This window comes from Cohnella endophytica, from assembly GCF_003628305.1.
Taxonomy (GTDB): domain Bacteria; phylum Bacillota; class Bacilli; order Paenibacillales; family Paenibacillaceae; genus Cohnella; species Cohnella endophytica.
In genome coordinates this window covers 288,010-308,379 of the sequence record NZ_RBZM01000006.1, presented here as the reverse complement: position 1 = coordinate 308,379, position 20,370 = coordinate 288,010, and the positions used below count along the sequence as shown (strand labels likewise).

Genomic DNA, 20,370 nt, shown 5'->3' with positions numbered 1-20,370 from the left:
GAAGTGCTTTCATTTATTCTTTTCAAAACCGTTTGGCATAGCTTCATTTCAATTTTCTAGGCTATCTTATAATGTCTGGACGAAATCCAACATGAGGCGATATTAAATTTTCCAGTATATTGCTGTCTTGTTGTTCGTCGCACGCAACTAATTCGTCCATATGAACGTCTTTACATGTCCACGAAAAAGCAGCCCCCGGAAGGAAAGTCCTCCGAGAGCCGCTTATCGCGTTTATTGATGGGACGTCGGATGGTTTACCGTGATCGGGATTTGCCCTTTGAACATCCGGTTGATGTCCCCCGCCAGTCTGAGATAGAAGTCTGACGATAAGGCGACTCCGTCCGCATCCAGCGTCAAGAAATACTGGTTAGTCGGAATCATTGAGCTGTTCTCGGCAATCTTCGCGATGGCCGTACCTTCGTCGTACTCGTCGAACATCGCGATATAGCCGGTGTTTATGCCGAGGTTTTTCATGTCGTAGGCTTGCCGCCACATGAAGTCGCCGTGCAGCCTCGGATTCTCGTTCCGAGGGCCGTTCGGGTTCAGGTTGGACCATGCGGAGCCCGGCCAGATGACGGGCTGGTAAGCGATGCCGCGAGGCTGCGTGTAAGCGAAGTCCGGACCGTATTGGTTCGTCGAGTAATTATCGACGTCCGCCAAGCCGTTCCGGCCGAAGCGTCCGACGAACCACGGCGACAGCATGTCTAGAGATTCGTACACGCTCATGAAGCCCGCCTTGGAGTCGTTGTTGCCCGTTCTCCAATACGTCGGCACGCCGCCGATGACGTATACGCCTTGGTTTTTGAACCAGTTAATGAGTTCTTGATGCTCCGCCGCGGTACCCGGCCGATCGGTGAACCCGATGCCCCAGATGCAGACGACGATCTTTCCGTTCTGCTTGGCGTAAGCGCTCGAAGACGTCAAGTGCATCGCATTCACGATGTTCGTCGTCCAGTCGTGCTTGACGGCTTCCTTCCAAGTGCTGGCGTTCATGTCGGTGATGTCGTACATGACGTAGAACTTGCGATTATACGTCTCCGCGGCGTTCTTCACCTTGACGGCGACGCTGTCGCGATTCGTTTTCCAGTTGTTTGGCGTATCGCTCAGGTCCGCGCCGAACCGCTGCAAGGCCGCTCCGTCGATATTGTACGTCTGCATCCATTCGAAATGCTTGTTCACGGTTTCTTGGTCATAGGAGGAAAATAGTTTGGCCTGCGTGCCGTTGCCGAAGTTCGCCAAGTTCGTCGCATACAGCTTCGAGTACTCGCGAATATCCGGATATAGCTCGAAGTTGACGTTGGAGTTGGCCGTCGGGGCATTGTTGTTCTTGGACCAATGGATCCAGCCTCCGTTAGGCGAATTGTCTCCCGAGGCGTTGAACCAGCCTTGATAGCCGGCGAACAGCTTGCCTTCGACGTCGCCGCCGGTAACGGGAGGCGTCGTGCCGAACTTAAACCAATTGAGGTTAAACAGATTGCCCGCTCCCCCGGTGAACTTGAGATAAAGATTGTGAATACCGGTAATGTTGTTGACGGAGGCGTTCACGGTCGTCCAGTTCTGCCAGCCGCCCGTCCCGGATACGCTCGCCGTGCCGGCGAGCGTGCCCGTTAAGCTGTCAAGCCGGATCTCGATATTGCCGCCGCTCGCGGCGCTGGCCACCCTCGCTTGGAAGGAAGTCGCACCGCTGCCGAAGTTAACGTTATTGAACAGCAAGTAATCTCCGTTATCGATCCAACCGACGTTCAGCCCCCCTTCGCTACACGCTTCCGTCTGAATGCCGGATTGCGCATTGTAGGCTTCCGCTTCGATCTGCGAGAATGCGGATAATCCTGCCGCGCCGAATTTAAACCACAGCAAGTTAAACAGATTTCCCGTGCCTCCCGTAAACTTTAGGTAAAGCGTATGAACGCCGGTGGCGCTTCCTGTAAGGGTAGCATTAACCGTCGTCCAGTTCTGCCAACCGCCCGTCCCGGGCACGGCGGCCGTTCCGATAAGCGTTCCCGTGGCGCTATCGAGCCGGATTTCGATGTTGCCGCCGCTTGCCGCGCTGGCAACCCGAGCTTGGAACGTCGAAGCCCCGCTGCCGAAATCCATGTTCGTATACGCGACGTAATCTCCATTGTCGATGAAGGCGACGTTCTGCCCGCCTTCGGTCGAATTTTCCAATTGAATTCCGGATTGGCTGCTGTAGCCTGATGCCGCGATCTGGTTAAACGCGGAAGCCGCCGAAGCGATGGAAGGGGACAAAGAAAATTGGGTCGCGAGCAACGCGGCGACGAGAAGCAGGACGGTAAATGCGTTTTTGCCTTTGAACGTACGAAGGACTTGCATCATTGAATTCCTCCTTGGTTTAAATGTGGCGAAGCGCACTGCGACTAGCCTGGCATACGAATTCATTTAATCATTCGGATTCCGTACCCTCCTCCTTCCGCAGTTTTCGAACGTCATTTCGGCTGCGTTTTTGCGTTAGCTAGGTCAGATCAGCTCCCTTCCGCCGCATAATATTGAAAGGGCTTACAAGACTTCGCGACCGAAGTCGGCTAAATCATACTCCAGAGAATATGAATTGAATATGAGCCATTCTTATCATTTACCAAGCGATTTCTAGCCGGATCGGCGATGTATTCGCGAACGCTAAGATCAGACCATAAAGTTTGTAATCCCCTCATTGCGGTCGGAGAGCGGATTCTATTAAAATTACCGCGTATATCCAATTCATTCGCAGAAAAGAGGCATTCGCATGAACACGACGAAACAAGTCATTCACGTCATCTCCCACACCCACTGGGACCGGGAATGGTATATGCCTTACGAAGCCCATCACGTTAAGCTCATCCATACGATGGATGCCCTACTTCACACTTTCGATACCGATCCGGAGTTCCGCAGCTTCTATTTGGACGGCCAGACGATCGTTCTGGACGACTACCTGCAAGTGTATCCCGAGAAAAGAGAGCTGCTGCAACGCCTCTGCAAAGAAGAAAAAATATCCGCCGGACCATGGTACGTTCTGCAAGACGAGTTCTTGACAAGCAGCGAAGCGAATGTGCGCAACCTGCAGATCGGTCACCGGGACGCCACCGCGTTCGGTCCGATTTCCAAGGTCGGCTACTTCCCCGATTCCTTCGGCAACATGGGCCAAGCTCCCCAACTGCTGAAGCAAGCGGGCATCCATAACGCGGTGTTCGGACGCGGTGTCAAAGCGACGGGCTTCAACAATCAGGTCGGCGAAGGCTCCAACCTGGAATCTCCTTTCTCCGAATTAATCTGGGAGTCTCCGGACGGCTCCCAGGTGATCGGCGTCTTGTTCGCGAACTGGTACAATAACGGCATGGAAATTCCCGTCGATCCCGCGGAAGCCAAGGAGTATTGGGATCATCGGATTGCCAGCACGTCCCGCTACGCTTCGACGCCGCATCTGTTGCTCATGAACGGCTGCGACCACCAGCCCGTCCAGAGGAATTTGTCCGAGGCGCTGCGCGTAGCTCGGGAACTGTATCCGGAGCATGAATTCGTGCATTCCAACTTCGACGATTACATGAACGACGTGCTTTCCTCGCTTCCTCCTAAGCTGAGCGTCACGCGAGGGGAATTGCGCGGACAGAAAACCGACGGCTGGTTCACCCTCGTGAACACGGCCTCCGCCCGCGTGTCGATCAAGCAGCTTAATCAGCAGAACCAGACGCTTCTGGAGAAGGTAGCCGAACCCCTCGCCACTCTCGCTTCCGGAGAAGGTCTGGCTTATCCCCATGCGTTGCTCAATTACGCTTGGAAAACGCTCATGCAGAATCATCCGCACGACAGCATTTGCGGCTGCAGCGTCGACGAGGTCTATCGCGAGATGGAAACGCGTTTTGCTAAGAGCATGGAAGTCGGCAAAGCGATCGTGCAGGATAGCGTAAAGCATCTCGTAGGCCAGGTCGATACGATGGGTTTCGACCGTGAAAACGCGACTCCGTTCGTCGTCTTCAATACGAGCGGCTATGAAGGTTCGTCGGTCGCAACGTTCTCCGTCGAGCTGTCGAGGCGTTATTTCAAACAAAACGAGAATCCGGTACAAGTAGCAAAGGAAGTCGAGTCGTGCACTCGCGCGGAAGGGTATTTGATTAATTATCGCGGGGAAACGCTGAAATGCGCGGTCGAGGATAATGGCGTCACGTTCGGCTACGATTTGCCGGACGACAAGTTCAGGCAGCCTTATATGGCCAGAACGCTGACGTTAACGTTCGAGACGGGCGTTCTGCCTGCGATGGGGCATGCTAGCTTCGCTTGGATTTCCGAAGAGGGCGAAGGAGCAGCGAACGGTAAGGCTTCGTCGCAGGGCTCCTTGTTTACGGGAACGGCGACGCTCGAGAACGGCAACCTGAAGGTGACGGTCGAGACCGACGGGAGCTTGACCTTGTTCGATAAACGCAGCGGTCAGAAATTCTCAGGGTTGGGACACTACGAGAATACGGGCGACGTCGGCAACGAGTACATTTACAGACAACCCGACAACGATGTCGCGATCACGACCAGAGGAGGCATCGCCGACATTCGCGTCGCAGAGGATTCGCCTTATCGCGCGACGATCGAAATCGTTCAAACGATGGAAATTCCCGCGAGCGCGGATGCTTTGCTAGATCAAGAAGTAAACACGATGGTATCCATTCTCGACCGCAAAGCCGGACGTTCGGAGCTTCTCGTCCCGCTCACGATCGTCACGCGGGTGAGCTTGGAACGACTAGGAAAGGGAGTTCACGTCAGCGCCAGCTTCGACAATCCGGCCAAAGATCATCGAATTCGCGTCCTCTATCCGTCTGACGTTCGGGCGACGACCCACTTCGCGGACTCCATCTTCGAAGTCGCCGAACGCGAGACGCAGCCGTCCTCGGAATGGCGCAATCCAAGCTATTGTCAGCACATGCAAGCCTTCGTAGACGTTTTCGAGAACAACCGCGGACTTACGATCGCGGGCAAAGGCCTCAACGAATACGAGACGTTGCTCGACGGCCGCAACACGCTCGCCGTCACGCTTCTTCGCTCGGTCGGCGAGTTGGGCGATTGGGGCGTCTTCCCCACGCCTGACGCGCAGTGCCTCGGCAAGCATTCGGCCGAGTGGATGATTTTGCCTCATGGCGGTCATGACCGCGTCGACGCGTACCGGGAAGCTCAGCGTTTCCCCGTCCCGTTAACGATTTGCCAGACCGGTTTGCATGGGGGAACGCTCCCGCCGAGATTCGAGTTCCTCCGGTGGGAAGGCGAGGGAGTCCTGTTCTCCAATCTGAAGACGAACGAGCCTCGCGGCGATTGGATGGCTCGCTGGTATAACGTAACCGGCACCGATACCGAGGTTCGTCTGGCGACGGCTAAGGATGGAGAAGCATACCGTAGCAACATCCTCGAAGAACGCAGCGCCGTTAGCGTCGAAGGTTACGTACCCGTCGGACGCTACCAGATCGTAACGGTGGGGCTAGCCAAAGAAGATTAGGGTAAAAAACCCTCCAGTCCCCGATGAATCGGCGGTTTGGAGGGTCTTTTTAGTATGAGCTTCGGGAAACCGCGAAAAACGAGCGCGAGTTAGTTTGCCGGAGCAAGTAACTCCGTGCAGAGAGACCCCATCGAGCGCCAGTTAATTCGCCGGAGCAAGTAACTCCGTGCAGAGAGACCCTCTCGAGCGCCAGTTAGTTCGCCGGAGCAAGTAACTCCGTGCTGAGAGACCCAATCGAACGCCAGTTAGTTTGCCGGTGCAAGTAACTCCGTACAGTGAGACCCAATCGAGCAACAGTTAGTCTGCCGGAGCAAGTAACTCCGTGCAGTGAGACCCAATCGAGCAACAGTTAGTTTGCCGGAGCAAGTAACTCCGTGCAGAGAGACCCCATCGATCGTCAGTTAGCTTGCCGGAGCAAGTAACTTCGAGCAAAGAGACCCAATCGAGAAACAGTTAGTTTGCCGGAACAAGTAACTCCGTGCAGAGAGACCCAATCGAGCAACAGTTAGTTTGCCAGAGCAAGTAACTCCGTGCAGTGAGACCCAATCGAGCAACAGTTAGTTTGCCGGAGCAAGCAAGTAACTACCTGCCGGAAGCCCCTCTTGAGAGCGAGATGTTCGATTCTTTCGAGTAACTCCCTGCCGGGAGCCCCTCTCGAGCGTGAGATGTTCGATTCTTTCGAGTAACTGCCTGCCGGGAGCCCCTCTCGAGCGTGAGATGTTCGATTCTTTCGAGTAACTGCCTGCTGGGAGCACCTCTCGAGCGTGAGATGTTCGATTCTTTCGAGTAACTACCTGCTGGAAGTCCCTCTCGAACGCGAGATGTTCGATTCTTTCGAGCAACTCCCTGCTGGGAGCCCCTCTTGAGAGCGAGATGATCGATTCTTTCGAGTAACTCCCTGCCGGAAGCACCTCTCGAGCGCGAGATGTTCGATTCTTTCGAGTAACTCCCTGCTGGGAGTCCCTTTCGAGCACCAGTTAGTCCGCCGGAGCAAGTAACTCCGAGCAAATAATACCTTTCGAGCACCGCTCCAACCCGCCGGCTCAGCCGACGGAATCCTCGATCCCCTTGCCCTCTTCCGGACCGTACGGTTCCATGATCGGATGCCTGATCTTGATCTTCGTGCCCATGCCTTCGCCCGTCTCGATCGAGAGCTTATAGTTCTTGCCGAAGCTGAGCTTCAGGCGTTCGTTGACGTTGCGCAAGCCTACGCCTTGGCGGCGCGAGGCTTTGCCGTTCGTCTCCTGCTCCTCCACGTCGAGCTGCGCGAGCACGGATTCGGGAATGCCTTTGCCGTTATCCGTAATCTCGATGACGATGTCTTGATCTTCCACGTAGCCCGACAATATGACTTTACCCTTCTCGAAATTGTCCCGAATGCTGTGCTGGATCGCGTTCTCCACGAGAGGTTGAAGCAGCAGCCGCATGAACGGCAAAGACAACATCTCGTCGTCGAAGAAGTACAGCACTCTGAGCGGCATGCCGATCCGTGCCTGCTCGATCTGAACATAAGCTTTGACCTGCTCGACCTCGCGACCGACCGTCGTAATATCCTTGCCTTGATTCAAGCTTAATCTGAGCAGGTTTCCGAGAGCGGACACCATTTCACCGATGTCGCTTCTTCCGTGATTCTCGGCCTTCCATCGGATCGACTCCAGCGTGTTATAGAGAAAATGCGGGTTGATCTGGTGGCTGAGCACCTGGAACTCCAGTTCCTTCTTGTTCCGCTCGGATCGCGATGTCTGCTCGATCAGCTCCTCGATCGTATTCATCATGCTGCCGAAACCGCGATAGAGCCAACCGATCTCGTCTTTGCGCAACGATTCCGCGACTTGGTATTCGAAGTCTCCCTGCTCCAGCTTCCTCATCAAACGGACGAGCCGAACGATCGGATGAGTGAAGTTAAGCGTAATATAAATAACGACGCCGACCGAACAGATCAAATAAGCGACGAGAAAATATACGAGCAATCGGTTCAAAACGCTCATCGGATGAGTCAATGCATGCAGCGGCGTCATGCTGACGATCGTCCAAGGCTGGGTGTCCATTTTCGTAAACGTAATCAACTTCTTTTCGCCGCCGACCTTCAGCGTCTCCGCGCCTTCCGAGCTTGTTCCGATCGATTCGAGAAACTTCTGGGAAGGAATCGGAATGCCCGTCCACTCGTTATCGTAAGAATCGAACAGTACCTGCCCATCTGCTCCTACGATCAGAAACTTCTGCCCGGGCATGCTTTCCGACGGCGAGAAAAACCTCCTAAGATGGTCCTCCGCCAAGTCGGTCACGATAACGCCTCTAGCACGCCTGTCATGCAATCCGGTAAAAGTCTTCGTGTACGTCAACAAAGGCCTCCCGTAGAGGCCTTTCTGAGGCATCGACAAATGCCAGGTAGGGATGACGCTCGTTCGCGCTTCCCGGAACCAATCTTCCGCGCCGACCGAGGGAGAGACGCCCATCGTGTTCATGTAAGTCGGATAATGAGAAGGCTCGAGCGGGTAAACCCGGACGCGGAGCGCGTCGATCTGCGGCTTCCGGTTATACACGAAGGCGATGAGATCTTCCGCGAAAGATTCCTCCTCCTCGGCGCTTTTCGGTTCGTGCTCCAGGTTTCGCTGTATCGTGCCGTCCCCCACCAAGCTGTTCAACTGTTCGTTCAACTGCGCGAGGTAAGTCTCGAAATTGATCTTAGCCTGTTGCAAATAGCTCATGGAGAACGTCGAGTTCGCGTTCTTGATGCCCTCGATCGACTTCGAGTACGCGTAATAAGCGAATAGGATAAAAGGCACGATCGTAATCGCGAAGAAAATCAGAATCATTTTGTTGCGGAAAGACGAGGCAAGCCGCATAGAAGCTTTAATCATCGGCAATGCCCCTTTGCTTTCTGTACTCTTTGGGCGTTACGCCCGACTGCTTTTTGAACAGCTTCGTAAAATGAACCGGATCCTTGTACCCGACTTGATAGGAAATTTGATAGATTTTGAACTTCACGTCTCCCAGCATCTCTTTCGCTTTCAGGATTCGCACGTCCGTCAAATACTCGAGAAACGTCTTTTTCTTTTCTTTCTTGAACAACTTGCTCAGCCACACGGGAGTCACGTGGACCTCATCGGCAACAATCTGCAGCGATAAATTCTCGGAAAACCGATTGCGAATGATTTTTTCCGCCTCGAGCACGATTTGCCCCGGGGAAGTCGCCATTTTGCGGAAATCTTCCGCCATCTCCAGCAAATATTGTTCGGCTTTCATTCGAAGGGACTGCAAATTATCGAACTGCTCCAACTGCTCCCAGATCGAGATTGGATTCCGTTCCCAACTCCGATTCGGCCAACCCAAAGCCGCCGCCCCGCGAAAAATACCCATCAGCCACTTGAATATTTGCTGCTGGATATCCCTCAGCTCGAACAACCCCCAAGCCTGAACCATCTCGACGAAATCGTTCATGGATGCGGTAATGTCCTCGTTGGTCCCGTATTTCACGAGATCGATGACTTCGCCCGGTTCTTGCAGAGAAAGCTCCGAACGCTCCCCGTCGAATTCTATGCCTTGCTCCGTGAATAAGCGGTTGCCGCCGTAGATCGCTTTCTGGTCCAACAGTTCCCCCGTCTCGAGGAAAATTTCGTGGATATGCTTAAGCTCCTTCGGCGAAGAGCTCACGCCGATGCTTGCTTTGACCTTTACGTATTCGTTTATTCTCCGAATGCACACTTGGGCGATCGCTTTGCCCACGGCGAGTTGATCATGCTGCTTGCAGCTCAGAACGGCGACCCAGCGTTGGTTCGAATCGCTGAACAACGCGAACGGCGCCGCGAATTCTTCCGCCAATGTCTGATGGACGACGTTCCCGCAGCCGAAGAGCACGAGCTCCTTTTCGTTCACGTAATTTCTCTGGTTGGTAATGGCTTTCAGATCGTCGATCTCGACGATCATGAGCAGTAGCGGCAACTGCGCCATCCACTCCAGCTTAAGGGCATGAAGCCGATGCGAGATTCTCGTCTCCCGGTATGGATCGTATTCGTGCTCTATAATCTCGCGCAGGAGCTCTTCTCTTAGCTTCGGCACCGCCAGCTGCATCTGATTGCGCAATTGGGCCTGGTTTATCTTGTCCGTCCGCTCGCGGGTGATCTGCTCCGTGGCTTTGCGCACGATCCGGCCCAACTCGTCCGTATTGATCGGCTTCAGAATATAGTCCATCGCCCCAAGCTGCATAGCTTGTTTGACCAGATCGAAATCGTCGTACCCGCTAATGACGACGGCTTTCCAGGGGTAATCGTCCTCGGCGTATAATGATCCAAGAAATTCCAGACCGGACATCCGGCTCATCTTAATATCGGTAACGATCAGATCCGGTTTTTTCTCGAGCGCGATCTCGAGCGCGGTATCCCCGTCGTCCGCCGCGAATACTTCCTCGATTCCGTAGTCGCCCCAAGGGATGCGCTTGCGCAAGCCTTCCCGAATCTCGAATTCGTCGTCTACGATCAGTGCGCGCAACATTCCCATCATCCTCCCGCGTCTAGCCCTTCCACGAATGAATTCGTCTACGAAGCTATCTCTAGGAATCGCTTACAAGTGTACTATAACGAAAGCAGTTTAAGATTGCACGGGGGCAAAAGAAAACTTTATAGTGTTTCCTTATACTGCTCCCACGAATACGACGGTTTCCAACCTAATACGCGCTTCGCCTTTTCGTTGCTGACGATCCCGGCACGGCCGTCAAGCTTCCCGCGCCGCTCCGCGATCTCGGGGTGGTAATCATCGAGAATGCGTTCGCTCGGTTGGTCGCATAACGAGTCGTCGGCCGCGATGTTCAGCGCATGAAATCCTTCCGCTTCCGATCGAAGAGCTGCCAGAGTCGCCTGTACGGCGTCGCGAATATCGACGTAGCTCCAGAGCATTTTGTAGTATCGCTCGGGCTTGCCGGGGGTTAAGCCTTTGTATTCGTGAGGCGCCACGATCATGGCATATCTGAGCGCCATGACCCGCATGCCGTCTCTGCGGCTGAACATCTCCCCCGATTGCTCCGCGACGGCCTTAGAAAGACCATAACATTCGCGAGGAACAAGCGGGTGACTCTCGTCGACCGGCACGAAATCCGGGGAGAACGGTTCGGGCGACCAACAGAAGCCGTATGCCGATTCGCTGGAACCGATAACCACTTTACGAATGCCGAGCGCCGACGCGGCCTCCAGCACGTTATATGCGGATCGGACGTTATTGGAGAATATCGTCTCGTTCGTAAAACCGATCGGGGCGGGGATGGCTGCCAGATGAATGATGGCATCCGCGCCCTGCAAAGCACCGACTACTTGCCCGAAATCGGATAAATTCACTTTTAATTGCTTGCAGCGGACGCGGTCGGAACTTTTCTCGTCGATCGAGACGACCCGATACCCTTCGGAGATCAATTCCTCGATGACCCACGTCCCGAGCTTACCGCTACCGCCCGTAACCGCGATTGTTTGCATATTTCTATCCCCTTCCTAGCCGGAACTTAACGCTTCTTAAGCGTAAATCCGACATCCGCGCGGAACAAGGAGACGATCATAAAGTTTGCGATTGGGATATTGGCTTGTTGTTTCTGCTATTAGTCCTGATGAACGAACGAAAGCTTCAATCCTTGCGAATAATCTCCGAAACGTTCCCCGAACAGATTAAGCCCCCGTTTGTTCTCCGCGTCCTCCCGGACGCCAAGCCGAACGACGATCGGTTTGCTAAAGTGCAGCCCGAGATCCGCGAGCTTGACGGACGCGCCTTTGCGCTCGTTCACTCTGCTGCCGTTCTCGCCGACCGCCCATTCCGTCAGCTTGCCGTACTGCGTCATTCCGAGCCATCGGCTCGGGGTTAATACTCCTTTGCGATCGCCGAAATCGCTCGGGCTCGTCCATTCCCCGATCAAATGGCCATTGATCCATACGGCGATATCCGAGGGCCATTCCATCTCGTAGCCCGGCGCTTCGGAACATACTTCGGCGCTGAGGCGAAGCTCCTTCAATCGGACGCCCGGAGGCACCGGATTCGGAAAATAATACTCCACGTAACCGGAGCCGCCGAACCATAACAATTCCGTCGAGCCGCGTTGCGGGTCGTAGAAAGCGCGCGGATCGTCGGGACAGCCGATCATGTCCTCCGGTCCGAGCAAGCCGCAGGGCGAATCCACGTCGCACGACGAATACATCCCGATGCCCATCTGGATATCCTCGATGCCGTGCAACCCTTCTCCCGGCTTCTTCGGCAAATCCAATACGACCGTATCGTACGTACGGAAGCAGATTTTTTCCCGGTTAATCCCTTGCCTCGATTCGACCAATCCGACCGACTCCAGCATTTGTACGTTAATCGTAACCGTCGGTTGAGCCACGCCGAGTTGTTCGGCTAATTGGGAAATACTCATCTCCCGCTCCCCCAGGGCCTCGACGATTCTCAAACGCAGATCCCCGGATAACGCCTTGGCTGTCTCTTGAACGTTCATCTTCGCGATTTTCTTGACGTTGTCCGGCAATCCGTTCATGTAAACCTCTCCTCTACTTCTATTCCGTCCATTATACCATGTATATATTTTTAATAAACATCATTGCATAATCGCTATATATATTATACGATTACAATAATCAACATTATGAATTCATAATACACATGAAAAGGATGTGCCCGAAAATGGCTCTAGCACAACAATCATCGATACCCGCAACGACGATTCCTAGGCCCGAACACCCTCGTCCCGACTGGCAACGCACGAAGTGGATGAATCTGAACGGCGAGTGGGATTTCCGCTTCGACGAGGAAGATCTCGGTCTCTCCCGGCAATGGCAAGACGCGGCAAATGCATCGTTCGAAGCTAAAATCGTCGTTCCGTTCTCCTGGGCAAGCCCGCTCTCCGGAATCGGGGATAACCGTCAGGGCGTCGCGTGGTACGGCAAAAGCGTTCGGTACTCCGACCTCGCTTCCGGCGAGAAATTGTTCCTTCACTTCGGGGCGGTAGATTATTCCGCTAACGTGTGGGTAAACGGGCGATCGGTCGGTTCCCACGAGGGCGGATACGGAGCATTCTCGTTCGACGTTACCGATGCGTGGCAATCCGGCCAGATCAATCATATCGTCGTTCGGGCCGAGGATCGCGACCATGCTTACCAGACCCGAGGCAAGCAAGGCTACGGCGAAATTCGCGGCATTTGGCAGACCGTTTGGCTGGAAACCCGCGCGCCCGATTTCTTGGAATCCGCCCGCTTCGTAACGCGGTTGGACGGAACGGTCGAGCTTACTGGGACCATCTGCGCCAGCGCTTCAGGGGAAGCGACGTTATGCTTCGACTTCGAAGAGGGAACCGTGCGGCACGAGACGAAGCTTGCGTTGAGCGAAGGACGCAATGACTTCCAAACCGGTTTCCGAGTACCCGAGCCCCGTCACTGGAGTCCGGAAGATCCTTATTTATATGAAGGAACGATTACGTTAACCGCCGACGGCCGATCGGATTCGGTAGGAACGTATTTCGGCATTCGCGAGATCGGAACCGTTCTCCACGGCGAACGAAATTACCGCTGGATTACGCTGAACGGCAAACCCGTCTATCTGAACGGAACGCTGGATCAAGCTTTCTATCCGGAAGGCTATTTCACCGCTCCGTCGGATGAAGAGCTTCAGGACGAAATCTGGCGCTTGAAAAGGCTGAACCTGAACTTCGTGCGAATCCATATCAAGCCGGAAGAACCGCGAAAGCTGTATTGGACCGACAAGCTGGGCATTCTCGTCATGGAAGACATGCCTTGCTTCTGGGGCGAGCCGGACGAGACGGCTCGGACGGCCTATGAAGCGGAAGCTCGCGAAATCATGAACCGCGATTACAATCATCCTTCGATCGTTTCTTGGGTCGTCTTTAATGAAACGTGGGGATTGTTCTCGACGCGCGACAAGGTCCGAAGCTTCTTGCCCGAAACGCAGGAATGGGTCCGCGAGGTGTACCGATGGGCGAAGTCGGAAGATCCGACGCGGTTAATCGAAGACAACTCCCCTTGCAATTTCGATCACGTGGAAAGCGATTTGAATACGTGGCACTTCTATCGCAACGGCTACCAGCTCGTTCGCGATCACGTTCAGGAAGTCGTCGACAAGACGTTCCCGGGATCCGAATTCAACTATACCGGCGGTAATGTGCAGTCCGACGCGCCGCTCATGAACAGCGAATGCGGCGCCGTATGGGGCATAGAAGGCAGCGCCGGAGATAGCGACATCGCCTGGCAATACAAGTACATGCTGAACGAGTTCCGCCGCCACGACAAGATGTGCGGATTCATCTTCACCGAGTTCCATGACGTCGTGAACGAATATAACGGGTACTATCGTATTGACGGCGCGGACAAAGATTTCGGATACGGGGACTTCGTTAGCGGCATGACCGTCGCCGACCTGCACTCGCCCGATTTCATCGTCTTCGATGCCCCCCCTTCCCGGACGGTCGCAACCGGGCAGTCGGTCGAGATCCGAATGCTGCGCTCCAGCTATTCCGATCGTTATCACGGACGGAAGCTTCGTTTGGAATGGGAGCTGTCGTACGACAACTTAGGCGCAAGAATGATCGCTCAGCAAGGTACCCAAACGATCGACTGGAACGATTATGGAGTTCGTGAGCTCGATAGCGTACAAACGAGCATGCCCGCGGTAGACTCCGTTGCCATATTCTCCGTCGTTCTCCGAGACGAACAAGGAATCGCGATTACTCGCAATTTCATTACGTTCGACGTTCAGAGCGGCGTTGCCGACGGCGTTTACGATCTCGAAGGACAATGGCTCTCCGTTCCGGTTAAGAAATACGAGCGCATCGAGTGGCCGAACGCTTGGCATGCGCTGAATGGGAATAAGATCAACGGCGGCTCCGAGGGCTACGTCGAGTATGAGATCAAGTTGCCGCAGACGGCTCGATCCGCAGCGATCGGCAATCTGGAAATCGTCTTCGAAGCCGGAGCCAAAGTCGTCCTGAAGAAAGACAAGGAAAAAACGACCTCCGTAGCCATCGATCTGGACTTCATGAGCGGGGTCACACCCGATCCCGATACGAATCCGAACACCTACTACATGACGGACGACAATAAAAAGCCTTCCCTGTTATGCATCAGCATCGACGGCCAAGCCGTTGATCGGCGATACTTGCCGGACGATCCCGCGGATAGTCGCGGCGTGCTTACTTGGCATTATCAGTCGAAGGATACCCGCTTAGAGGAAGCCGGCTCTTATGGTTACCTGCAGAGAGTGACGGTGCCTAGCCGGTTAATCCCCTCCATTATCAGGGCTGGCGGTTTCACGCTCGGATTGGCAGTCGACAGCGCAACTAGCCCCGATCTCGCCGGAGGTCTCGCCTTGTACGGACGCAACGCAGGCAGATATCCGATCGATTTGCTTATACGCTATTGGTAACTAATAACGCGAAGAGAGACGGGGAAATTACATCCCGTCTCTCTTTATAGTTTGCCCGAGTTGGCTACTTCCTCTTGTCGGGAATCGTCCTCAAATAGTTCCTGGCGGCTCACTTCGGCGCCTTATCCGAGATCTCCGTCACAGTCCATCTTTCCCCGGTCCGCTTTAGCGTGAAAAAGAGTTCTCCCTCGTCCGAGCTGCTGCCTTCGACCCTGACCACCTTCCGGAGGTTTTCGTCCTTGAACAACTCGAAGAGAAGGCTGCTCGCGGTAAAATACGGAGAGCGCGTGTAGAACTTGACTTCCACGGCATATTGTTGGGCCTGCTTCGTAGTCGCCAACTGTTTGATCTCATCGTAGAACGCTGCGCGGTCGTTCATATCTTCGATCAGATTCAGGACGACCTCTTCTGGCTTCCCTGGGTAGACAAATCGTCCTTCCTCGTTGTCATATTCGACGCGCGTGGCTTGAACGTTAGAGAGATTGAACGGGCTGTACTCGGTGACGACATGCATCTGGTAGTCCCCGTAGTTGAAAACGGACACGCTGTCAAATACACCGTCGTTATCGATGTCTTCGAGCAGACGTTCCCCTTCGTTCGTCGCATCAGGGTAGTTGTTCAATAGAACCTCGACCTTGCCTTTATGCAGTTGATAGATTGTGAAGCCTTTGGCGTACCCGCTGTTTTCTGCATAGACGATGACATACTTCGCGGTCGTTTTATCCAAAGATTGAACGGTAACCGCAGTATTCGTATGCTCAATCCCTTCAAGGGGATCTTCCAACATGCCTAGATTGACATACTTATTTTTGTTTTGCTTGATTACATAGTAATGATCGCGGAAAAGAATGATCTCCTCGTCGATGCCGTCGCCGTCCAGATCGCCCTTCGCTTGCATGTTGAGTTGAACCTTGTCGATGTTCGCCTCATTCAGGTATAAATCGATGGGATCTGCAGTCTCTTGGCCTGATAGCCACGCGTCGGGTTGCCAGGGCTTCCCGTTCAGGATCATACTGTCGATCGTTTTCTTCATTCTGTTGCAGACGACGGAAATATTCATCTTCCGCTCGTTATCGATCAGCCGGAAGTCCCAAAAGGCGTTTGCCTTCGCAGTATCGCTCAATAGCGATTGCAAGTTCCTGCCTTCCTCGTCTTCCGCATCGAAGGGAAGGGATACCTCGAAAATCGGATACGTCCGGTTGTTCTTTAGTACGACGCTGTTAATCGTAACGCGGCGACCTTCGAGCACTTGCTTCACGGGATGATCCCACTTGCTTATGTCTTTGATGGTCACGCTATCATCGTTCTCGGCCGCGGAGGTCGACTCCTCGAAGGCGTCGGTCGAGGCAGGGACAGAGTCACTAGGGGACGTGGTTGCTCCATTCCAAGCCGAAGCGCTGGCCGCCTTCTTCTCAGTATTGGGGTCGGCCGCATGGCTCTGGCAAGCTGTAGTCAGGAGCATGGCGAAAATAATGATGATTCCACGTTTTACAAACATACAGGGGAGCCTCCGCGAGTTTGAATCTATTTTTCCATTTTGCCTATTCGGTTGCCATAAACTTCTTCAAGCCTTCTTCCAAGTTATCGCGCGTCCATTGGACGTGTCCCTCGTTCTCGTACTTCCTGAACGGGCATTCGATGAAGAGAATCAGATCAAGGAACAGATCGTACAGCTCTCTCCTCGCGATTTCCGTCGGTGTCGACGGATGATATCCGTAACCTTCCCTGAATCCAGGCGAGGCATTGAATTTGCCGAAGTACTGCTCGATGAGCGGCTCTCCCCACATCGCCCGCTCGAAATCGACGATTCCCGAGATTTTGCCGTCCTTTACGAAAACGTTGCCGTCCCACAAATCCCAATGCACCAAGCGCGGCTCGATCACTTCGTCCAGTGCGGGCAAGCGACGCTCGATTTCCTTCTCCAGCTCCTCATAGGGAATCGACAGCTCTACGCCCGATTCTTTCCCGTCCTCTAGCACGCCTTGGATCATGTCCGCGAATGCCCGCCGCCACGAGGTATGTACCGGATTCGCGTAGTACCCGAATCCCTGATCTCCCCGGACTTCGTTAATCCGTCGGTTAAGCTGGCCGAGCTGGAACTCGATGACGTTCCTTTCCTGTTCGGGCATTCCGGATTTGACTTGGTTGTAAAGCGTTCCCTCTATATAATCCATCACGAAATATTCGACGGGGAGCAGCTCCAAGGAATCGTCGTAAGCGTAAATGGCCGGCGCGGGGAATGTCGGGTCCGCCTCGGCCAACCGTCTCATCGCCAGGACTTCCGCCTTCATCGTGTCGACTTCGCATCTCATGAGCCGAACTGCGGTAGAAGGGCGTGCCTTCAAAACGACTTTCTTGCCCCCCGCCAGCTCGACGGCGTAAGCGCTATTCGCCCATCCGTGAGTCAGTTCGGAACAGGACGCAATATCCTCGTCGAAAATCGCGCGAATCGCTTGCTCCAGCTGGCTTTCGCTCAGCTTCGTTTTGTAGGCTCCTTCCACTCGCGTTTCAACCCCTCATCGTTCGACTTTTCTTTTCTTTCCTTCATTATAAAAGAACAAAACCAACATGGATGCACCTGGAAATTGTTTTTTTGTTATGCGATATTGCGCGATGCTCGCCATGTGTCAAAAACCGTCGGCGACAATATATATTGTCGCTGACGGTTCAATGACTGAATGGGCGATAGCTAGTAACTGTATTACCAATTAAACGTATAGCTGCCGGATCCGACGGCGACGACGACCGTCTCCGAATCTTGCGTCGCGGAGACCACGCCTTCCGCGTCGGCTAACGCGATGCCGCTCTCGCGTACGACAGCCAGCGTCGCTCCGGGAAGACGGATTTCCGCGGTCGTATTCGCCGGAATCGTAACCTCCAACCTTACGCCTCCATCCGTCTCCTTTTTCCAATAAGACCGGACTTCGCCGTACATCGTCTCCAGACGTCCTTCCGCCCAAGTCAACCCTTCTCCGAATTGCGGACGAACGGTGATCCGTTTGTAGCCTACGGCTTGTTCGTCCGTATCGATACCAGCCACGACGCGATATAGCCAATCCCCGATCGCCCCGTACGCGTAATGGTTAAACGAGTTCATATCGCGGCTCCAGAAGCTTCCGTCTTCCTTGATCCCGTCCCAATGCTCCCAGATCGTGGTCGCGCCTTTGGTTACTTGAAAGAGCCAAGATGGATAGTCCTGCTGGAATAACAGCTTGTAGGCCGTATCGTTATGGCCGTTCTCGCTAAGCACATGGTTCAAGTAAGGGGTTCCGACGAACCCGGTCGTCAGATGGAACTTGCTCTCTTCCAGCAACTCCATCAATTTGGCCGTCGCCCGCTTCTTCGCATCTCCTTCGAGCAAACCGAACATGAGGCCTAGTACTTGAGCCGTCTGGGTCGGCACGGACAGTCTGCCCGTCTTCGTCACGAATTCATCGGTAAACGCGACAACGATCCGTTCGTACAATTCGCCGTATTCGGCAGCATCTTCGGACTTGCCGATGATCTCGGCCGTCTTCCGCAAGATAGAAACCGAATACGCGTAGAACGCCGTCGCGATATAGTCCCTGTCCGTCGCGCCGATATAGGAATCCGGCTTGGAGTCGAGACCGAGCCAATCGCCGAAGTGGAATCCCGTATTCCATAAATATTCGTTATCCCCTTGGCTCCGGATGTATCCGACCCACGCTTGCATGCTGTCGTATTGTTCCTCCAATATCCGCTTGTCCCCGTAACACAGATAGATCGTCCAAGGGCAGATTACGGCCGCGTCCCCCCATGCCGCCGAGGAATAGCCGTTCTCGTCGAGCACGTGCGGTACGACGAACGGAACTCCGCCGTCTTCCCGTTGATCGGCCTTCACGTCCCGGCTCCACTTCGTGAAGAACGGTGCGACGTTGCGCAAGTAAGCCGCCGTGCGAATGAACATCTGCGCGTCGCCCGTCCAGCCCAACCGCTCGTCGCGTTGCGGACAATCCGTAGGCACGTCGAGGAAGTTGCCCTTTAGCCCCCACTCGATATTGTGCTGCAATTGATTCACGAGCGGGTCGGAGCATTCGAATCCGCCTGTAGCCGGCATGTCGGAATGCAGCACGATACCCGTGAAATCTTCCAATCGAAGACTCTCCGGAAATCCGATCAATCGGACGAACCGGAACCCTTGGAAAGTGAAATGCGGCTCGAACGTCTCCGGTTCTCCGCCTTTCAGCACGTAATGGATCGTCTGCTTGGCGGACCGGATATTGTCGATATAGAAGTTACCTTCCCCGTCCAAAACTTCCGCATGGTGAATCTCCACTTCGCTTCCCGCCGCGCCCGTCACCGTAAATCGCAACCAACCGACCATGTTTTGCCCCAAGTCGAGTACGACTTCGCCCTTCGGAGTCTTAATGATCTCGATTGGCTTGATCTCTTCAAACTTCTTCACAGGCTCGTTTTCTTGGGCGATCAACGCGTCGTTCGAACGTTCGACGATCTCGACTGCCGTCCAGCTTCCATCGTCGAAACCGACCCGGCTCCATCCCGACAGTTCGAGTCTAGCATCGTAGGTTTCCCCGTGATAGATTTCGGACAGCAAGATCGGACTGCCGGCGGTACGCCAGCTCTCGTCGGAAAGTACGACTTCCTCTGTTCCGTCGTTATAAAGGATATGAAGTTCGAGGAAGAGCGCTCTTCTGTCCCCGTAAACGTTGTTTTTGCCTTCCCAAGCTAAATTGCCCTTAAACCAACCGTTGCCAAGCGTCGCTCCTATGACGTTATCCCCGGTCGTCAGCAATCCCGTCACATCGTAAGTCTGGACTTGCAACCGATGCCGATAGCTGGTCCAACCCGGGGTGAAATAGCTATCCCCGACTCTCTCGCCGTTAAGCTCCAATTCATATAGCCCCTGAGCGGAAGCGTAGACGCGGGCTTGATTGATATCTCCCTTCGCCTGAAAGACTTTACGCAGAAACGGACTTCTCTCGGGCTCCGCTTCTCCGGCGGCTACGGGTTCCCCGATCCACTTCGCCCGCCATTCCGATGCGTCGAACGCGCCCATCTCCCAATAGGAGGGTGCCGACCATTCCGAGCCTGCTCCTTCAACGTCCCATACCCGCACGCGATAATGATACCGCTTTCGGGAAACGACTTTTAATCCCGTCAATTCAACGTGGACGGATTGCGCGGACGCGACTTTGCCCGAACTCCACACGACACTCCCGAAGCGATCGGTATCGGCGACCTCGATCTCGAACGCGGCTTGTTCGGCCGATCTCCGATCCGATTCGAGCTTCCAACTGATACGGGGACTAACGACATCGATGCCGATCGGACGATCCCGATACTCGCAACGCAAATCCATGACTTTCAACATAGACGGAAACTCCTCCTTGAAGTGACGATTTACGTCTATGATATAATGGAGACGAAGCTATGTATTGCGGTATAACGGACATATTTAATGGGCATAACGGACATCTGCGATTTATCGTGCGAATTTTCCACAGGGAGCTGATTCC

General features: G+C 54.2%; 10 protein-coding genes. 2 read left to right on the top strand and 8 right to left on the bottom strand.

What is annotated here, in order from left to right; genetic code table 11:
* Window positions 1–231: 231 nt before the first annotated feature.
* Window positions 232–2,334 carry a carbohydrate-binding protein gene (locus tag D7Z26_RS15140; protein ID WP_199731714.1) on the bottom strand — a complete coding sequence of 701 codons (2,103 nt, stop codon included), beginning with the start codon at window positions 2,332–2,334 and terminating at the stop codon, window positions 232–234.
* Window positions 2,335–2,740: 406 nt separating this feature from the next.
* Between D7Z26_RS15140 and D7Z26_RS15135 the strand changes: the two genes are divergently transcribed.
* Window positions 2,741–5,470 carry an alpha-mannosidase gene (locus tag D7Z26_RS15135; protein WP_120977811.1) on the top strand — a complete coding sequence of 910 codons (2,730 nt, stop codon included), beginning with the start codon at window positions 2,741–2,743 and terminating at the stop codon, window positions 5,468–5,470.
* A gap of 1,043 nt (window positions 5,471–6,513) precedes the next feature.
* On the opposite strand, the gene D7Z26_RS15130 is transcribed toward D7Z26_RS15135, so the two are convergent.
* The 4 genes from D7Z26_RS15130 to D7Z26_RS15115 all read right to left on the bottom strand — a co-directional run bounded on the left by D7Z26_RS15130 (window position 6,514) and on the right by D7Z26_RS15115 (window position 11,975).
* Window positions 6,514–8,331: a cache domain-containing sensor histidine kinase gene (locus D7Z26_RS15130; RefSeq protein ID WP_120977810.1), complete on the bottom strand. Its 1,818-nt coding sequence runs from the start codon at window positions 8,329–8,331 to the stop codon at window positions 6,514–6,516.
* On the bottom strand, window positions 8,324–9,961 hold the full coding sequence (locus D7Z26_RS15125; protein ID WP_120977809.1) for a response regulator: 1,638 nt from the start codon (window positions 9,959–9,961) through the stop codon (window positions 8,324–8,326). Before D7Z26_RS15125 ends, D7Z26_RS15130 begins: the two co-directional genes overlap by 8 nt.
* 125 nt (window positions 9,962–10,086) lie before the next feature.
* Window positions 10,087–10,932 carry an NAD-dependent epimerase/dehydratase family protein gene (locus D7Z26_RS15120; RefSeq protein ID WP_120977808.1) on the bottom strand — a complete coding sequence of 282 codons (846 nt, stop codon included), beginning with the start codon at window positions 10,930–10,932 and terminating at the stop codon, window positions 10,087–10,089.
* Window positions 10,933–11,051: 119 nt separating this feature from the next.
* A complete protein-coding gene (locus D7Z26_RS15115) occupies window positions 11,052–11,975 on the bottom strand; it encodes an ArsR/SmtB family transcription factor (protein ID WP_120977807.1) in 924 nt (307 codons plus the stop codon).
* 146 nt (window positions 11,976–12,121) lie between these two features.
* On the opposite strand from D7Z26_RS15115, the gene D7Z26_RS15110 reads away from it, so the two are divergent.
* A complete protein-coding gene (locus D7Z26_RS15110; protein ID WP_120977806.1) occupies window positions 12,122–14,872 on the top strand; it encodes a glycoside hydrolase family 2 protein in 2,751 nt (916 codons plus the stop codon).
* 109 nt (window positions 14,873–14,981) lie between these two features.
* On the opposite strand, the gene D7Z26_RS15105 is transcribed toward D7Z26_RS15110, so the two are convergent.
* The 3 genes from D7Z26_RS15105 to D7Z26_RS15095 form a co-directional block, all read right to left on the bottom strand.
* Complete coding sequence (locus D7Z26_RS15105; RefSeq protein WP_120977805.1) at window positions 14,982–16,370, bottom strand: hypothetical protein; 1,389 nt, start codon at window positions 16,368–16,370, stop codon at window positions 14,982–14,984.
* Between the two features lie 43 nt (window positions 16,371–16,413).
* Window positions 16,414–17,373, bottom strand: coding sequence for a phosphotransferase family protein (locus D7Z26_RS15100; protein WP_120977804.1), 960 nt, complete (start codon window positions 17,371–17,373; stop codon window positions 16,414–16,416).
* A gap of 200 nt (window positions 17,374–17,573) precedes the next feature.
* Window positions 17,574–20,225: a glycoside hydrolase family 78 protein gene (locus D7Z26_RS15095; RefSeq protein WP_120977803.1), complete on the bottom strand. Its 2,652-nt coding sequence runs from the start codon at window positions 20,223–20,225 to the stop codon at window positions 17,574–17,576.
* Window positions 20,226–20,370 lie beyond the last annotated feature (145 nt).

Excerpts from the sequence above, each read along its gene's own strand:
- D7Z26_RS15135 (WP_120977811.1), top strand. The coding sequence starts at position 2,741 with ATGAACACGACGAAACAAGTCATTCACGTCATCTCCCACACCCACTGG.
- D7Z26_RS15115 (WP_120977807.1), bottom strand. The coding sequence starts at position 11,975 with ATGAACGGATTGCCGGACAACGTCAAGAAAATCGCGAAGATGAACGTT.
- D7Z26_RS15125 (WP_120977809.1), bottom strand. The coding sequence starts at position 9,961 with ATGTTGCGCGCACTGATCGTAGACGACGAATTCGAGATTCGGGAAGGC.
- D7Z26_RS15110 (WP_120977806.1), top strand. The coding sequence starts at position 12,122 with ATGGCTCTAGCACAACAATCATCGATACCCGCAACGACGATTCCTAGG.
- D7Z26_RS15120 (WP_120977808.1), bottom strand. The coding sequence starts at position 10,932 with ATGCAAACAATCGCGGTTACGGGCGGTAGCGGTAAGCTCGGGACGTGG.
- D7Z26_RS15105 (WP_120977805.1), bottom strand. The coding sequence starts at position 16,370 with ATGTTTGTAAAACGTGGAATCATCATTATTTTCGCCATGCTCCTGACT.
- D7Z26_RS15140 (WP_199731714.1), bottom strand. The coding sequence starts at position 2,334 with ATGATGCAAGTCCTTCGTACGTTCAAAGGCAAAAACGCATTTACCGTC.
- D7Z26_RS15130 (WP_120977810.1), bottom strand. The coding sequence starts at position 8,331 with ATGATTAAAGCTTCTATGCGGCTTGCCTCGTCTTTCCGCAACAAAATG.
- D7Z26_RS15095 (WP_120977803.1), bottom strand. The coding sequence starts at position 20,225 with ATGTTGAAAGTCATGGATTTGCGTTGCGAGTATCGGGATCGTCCGATC.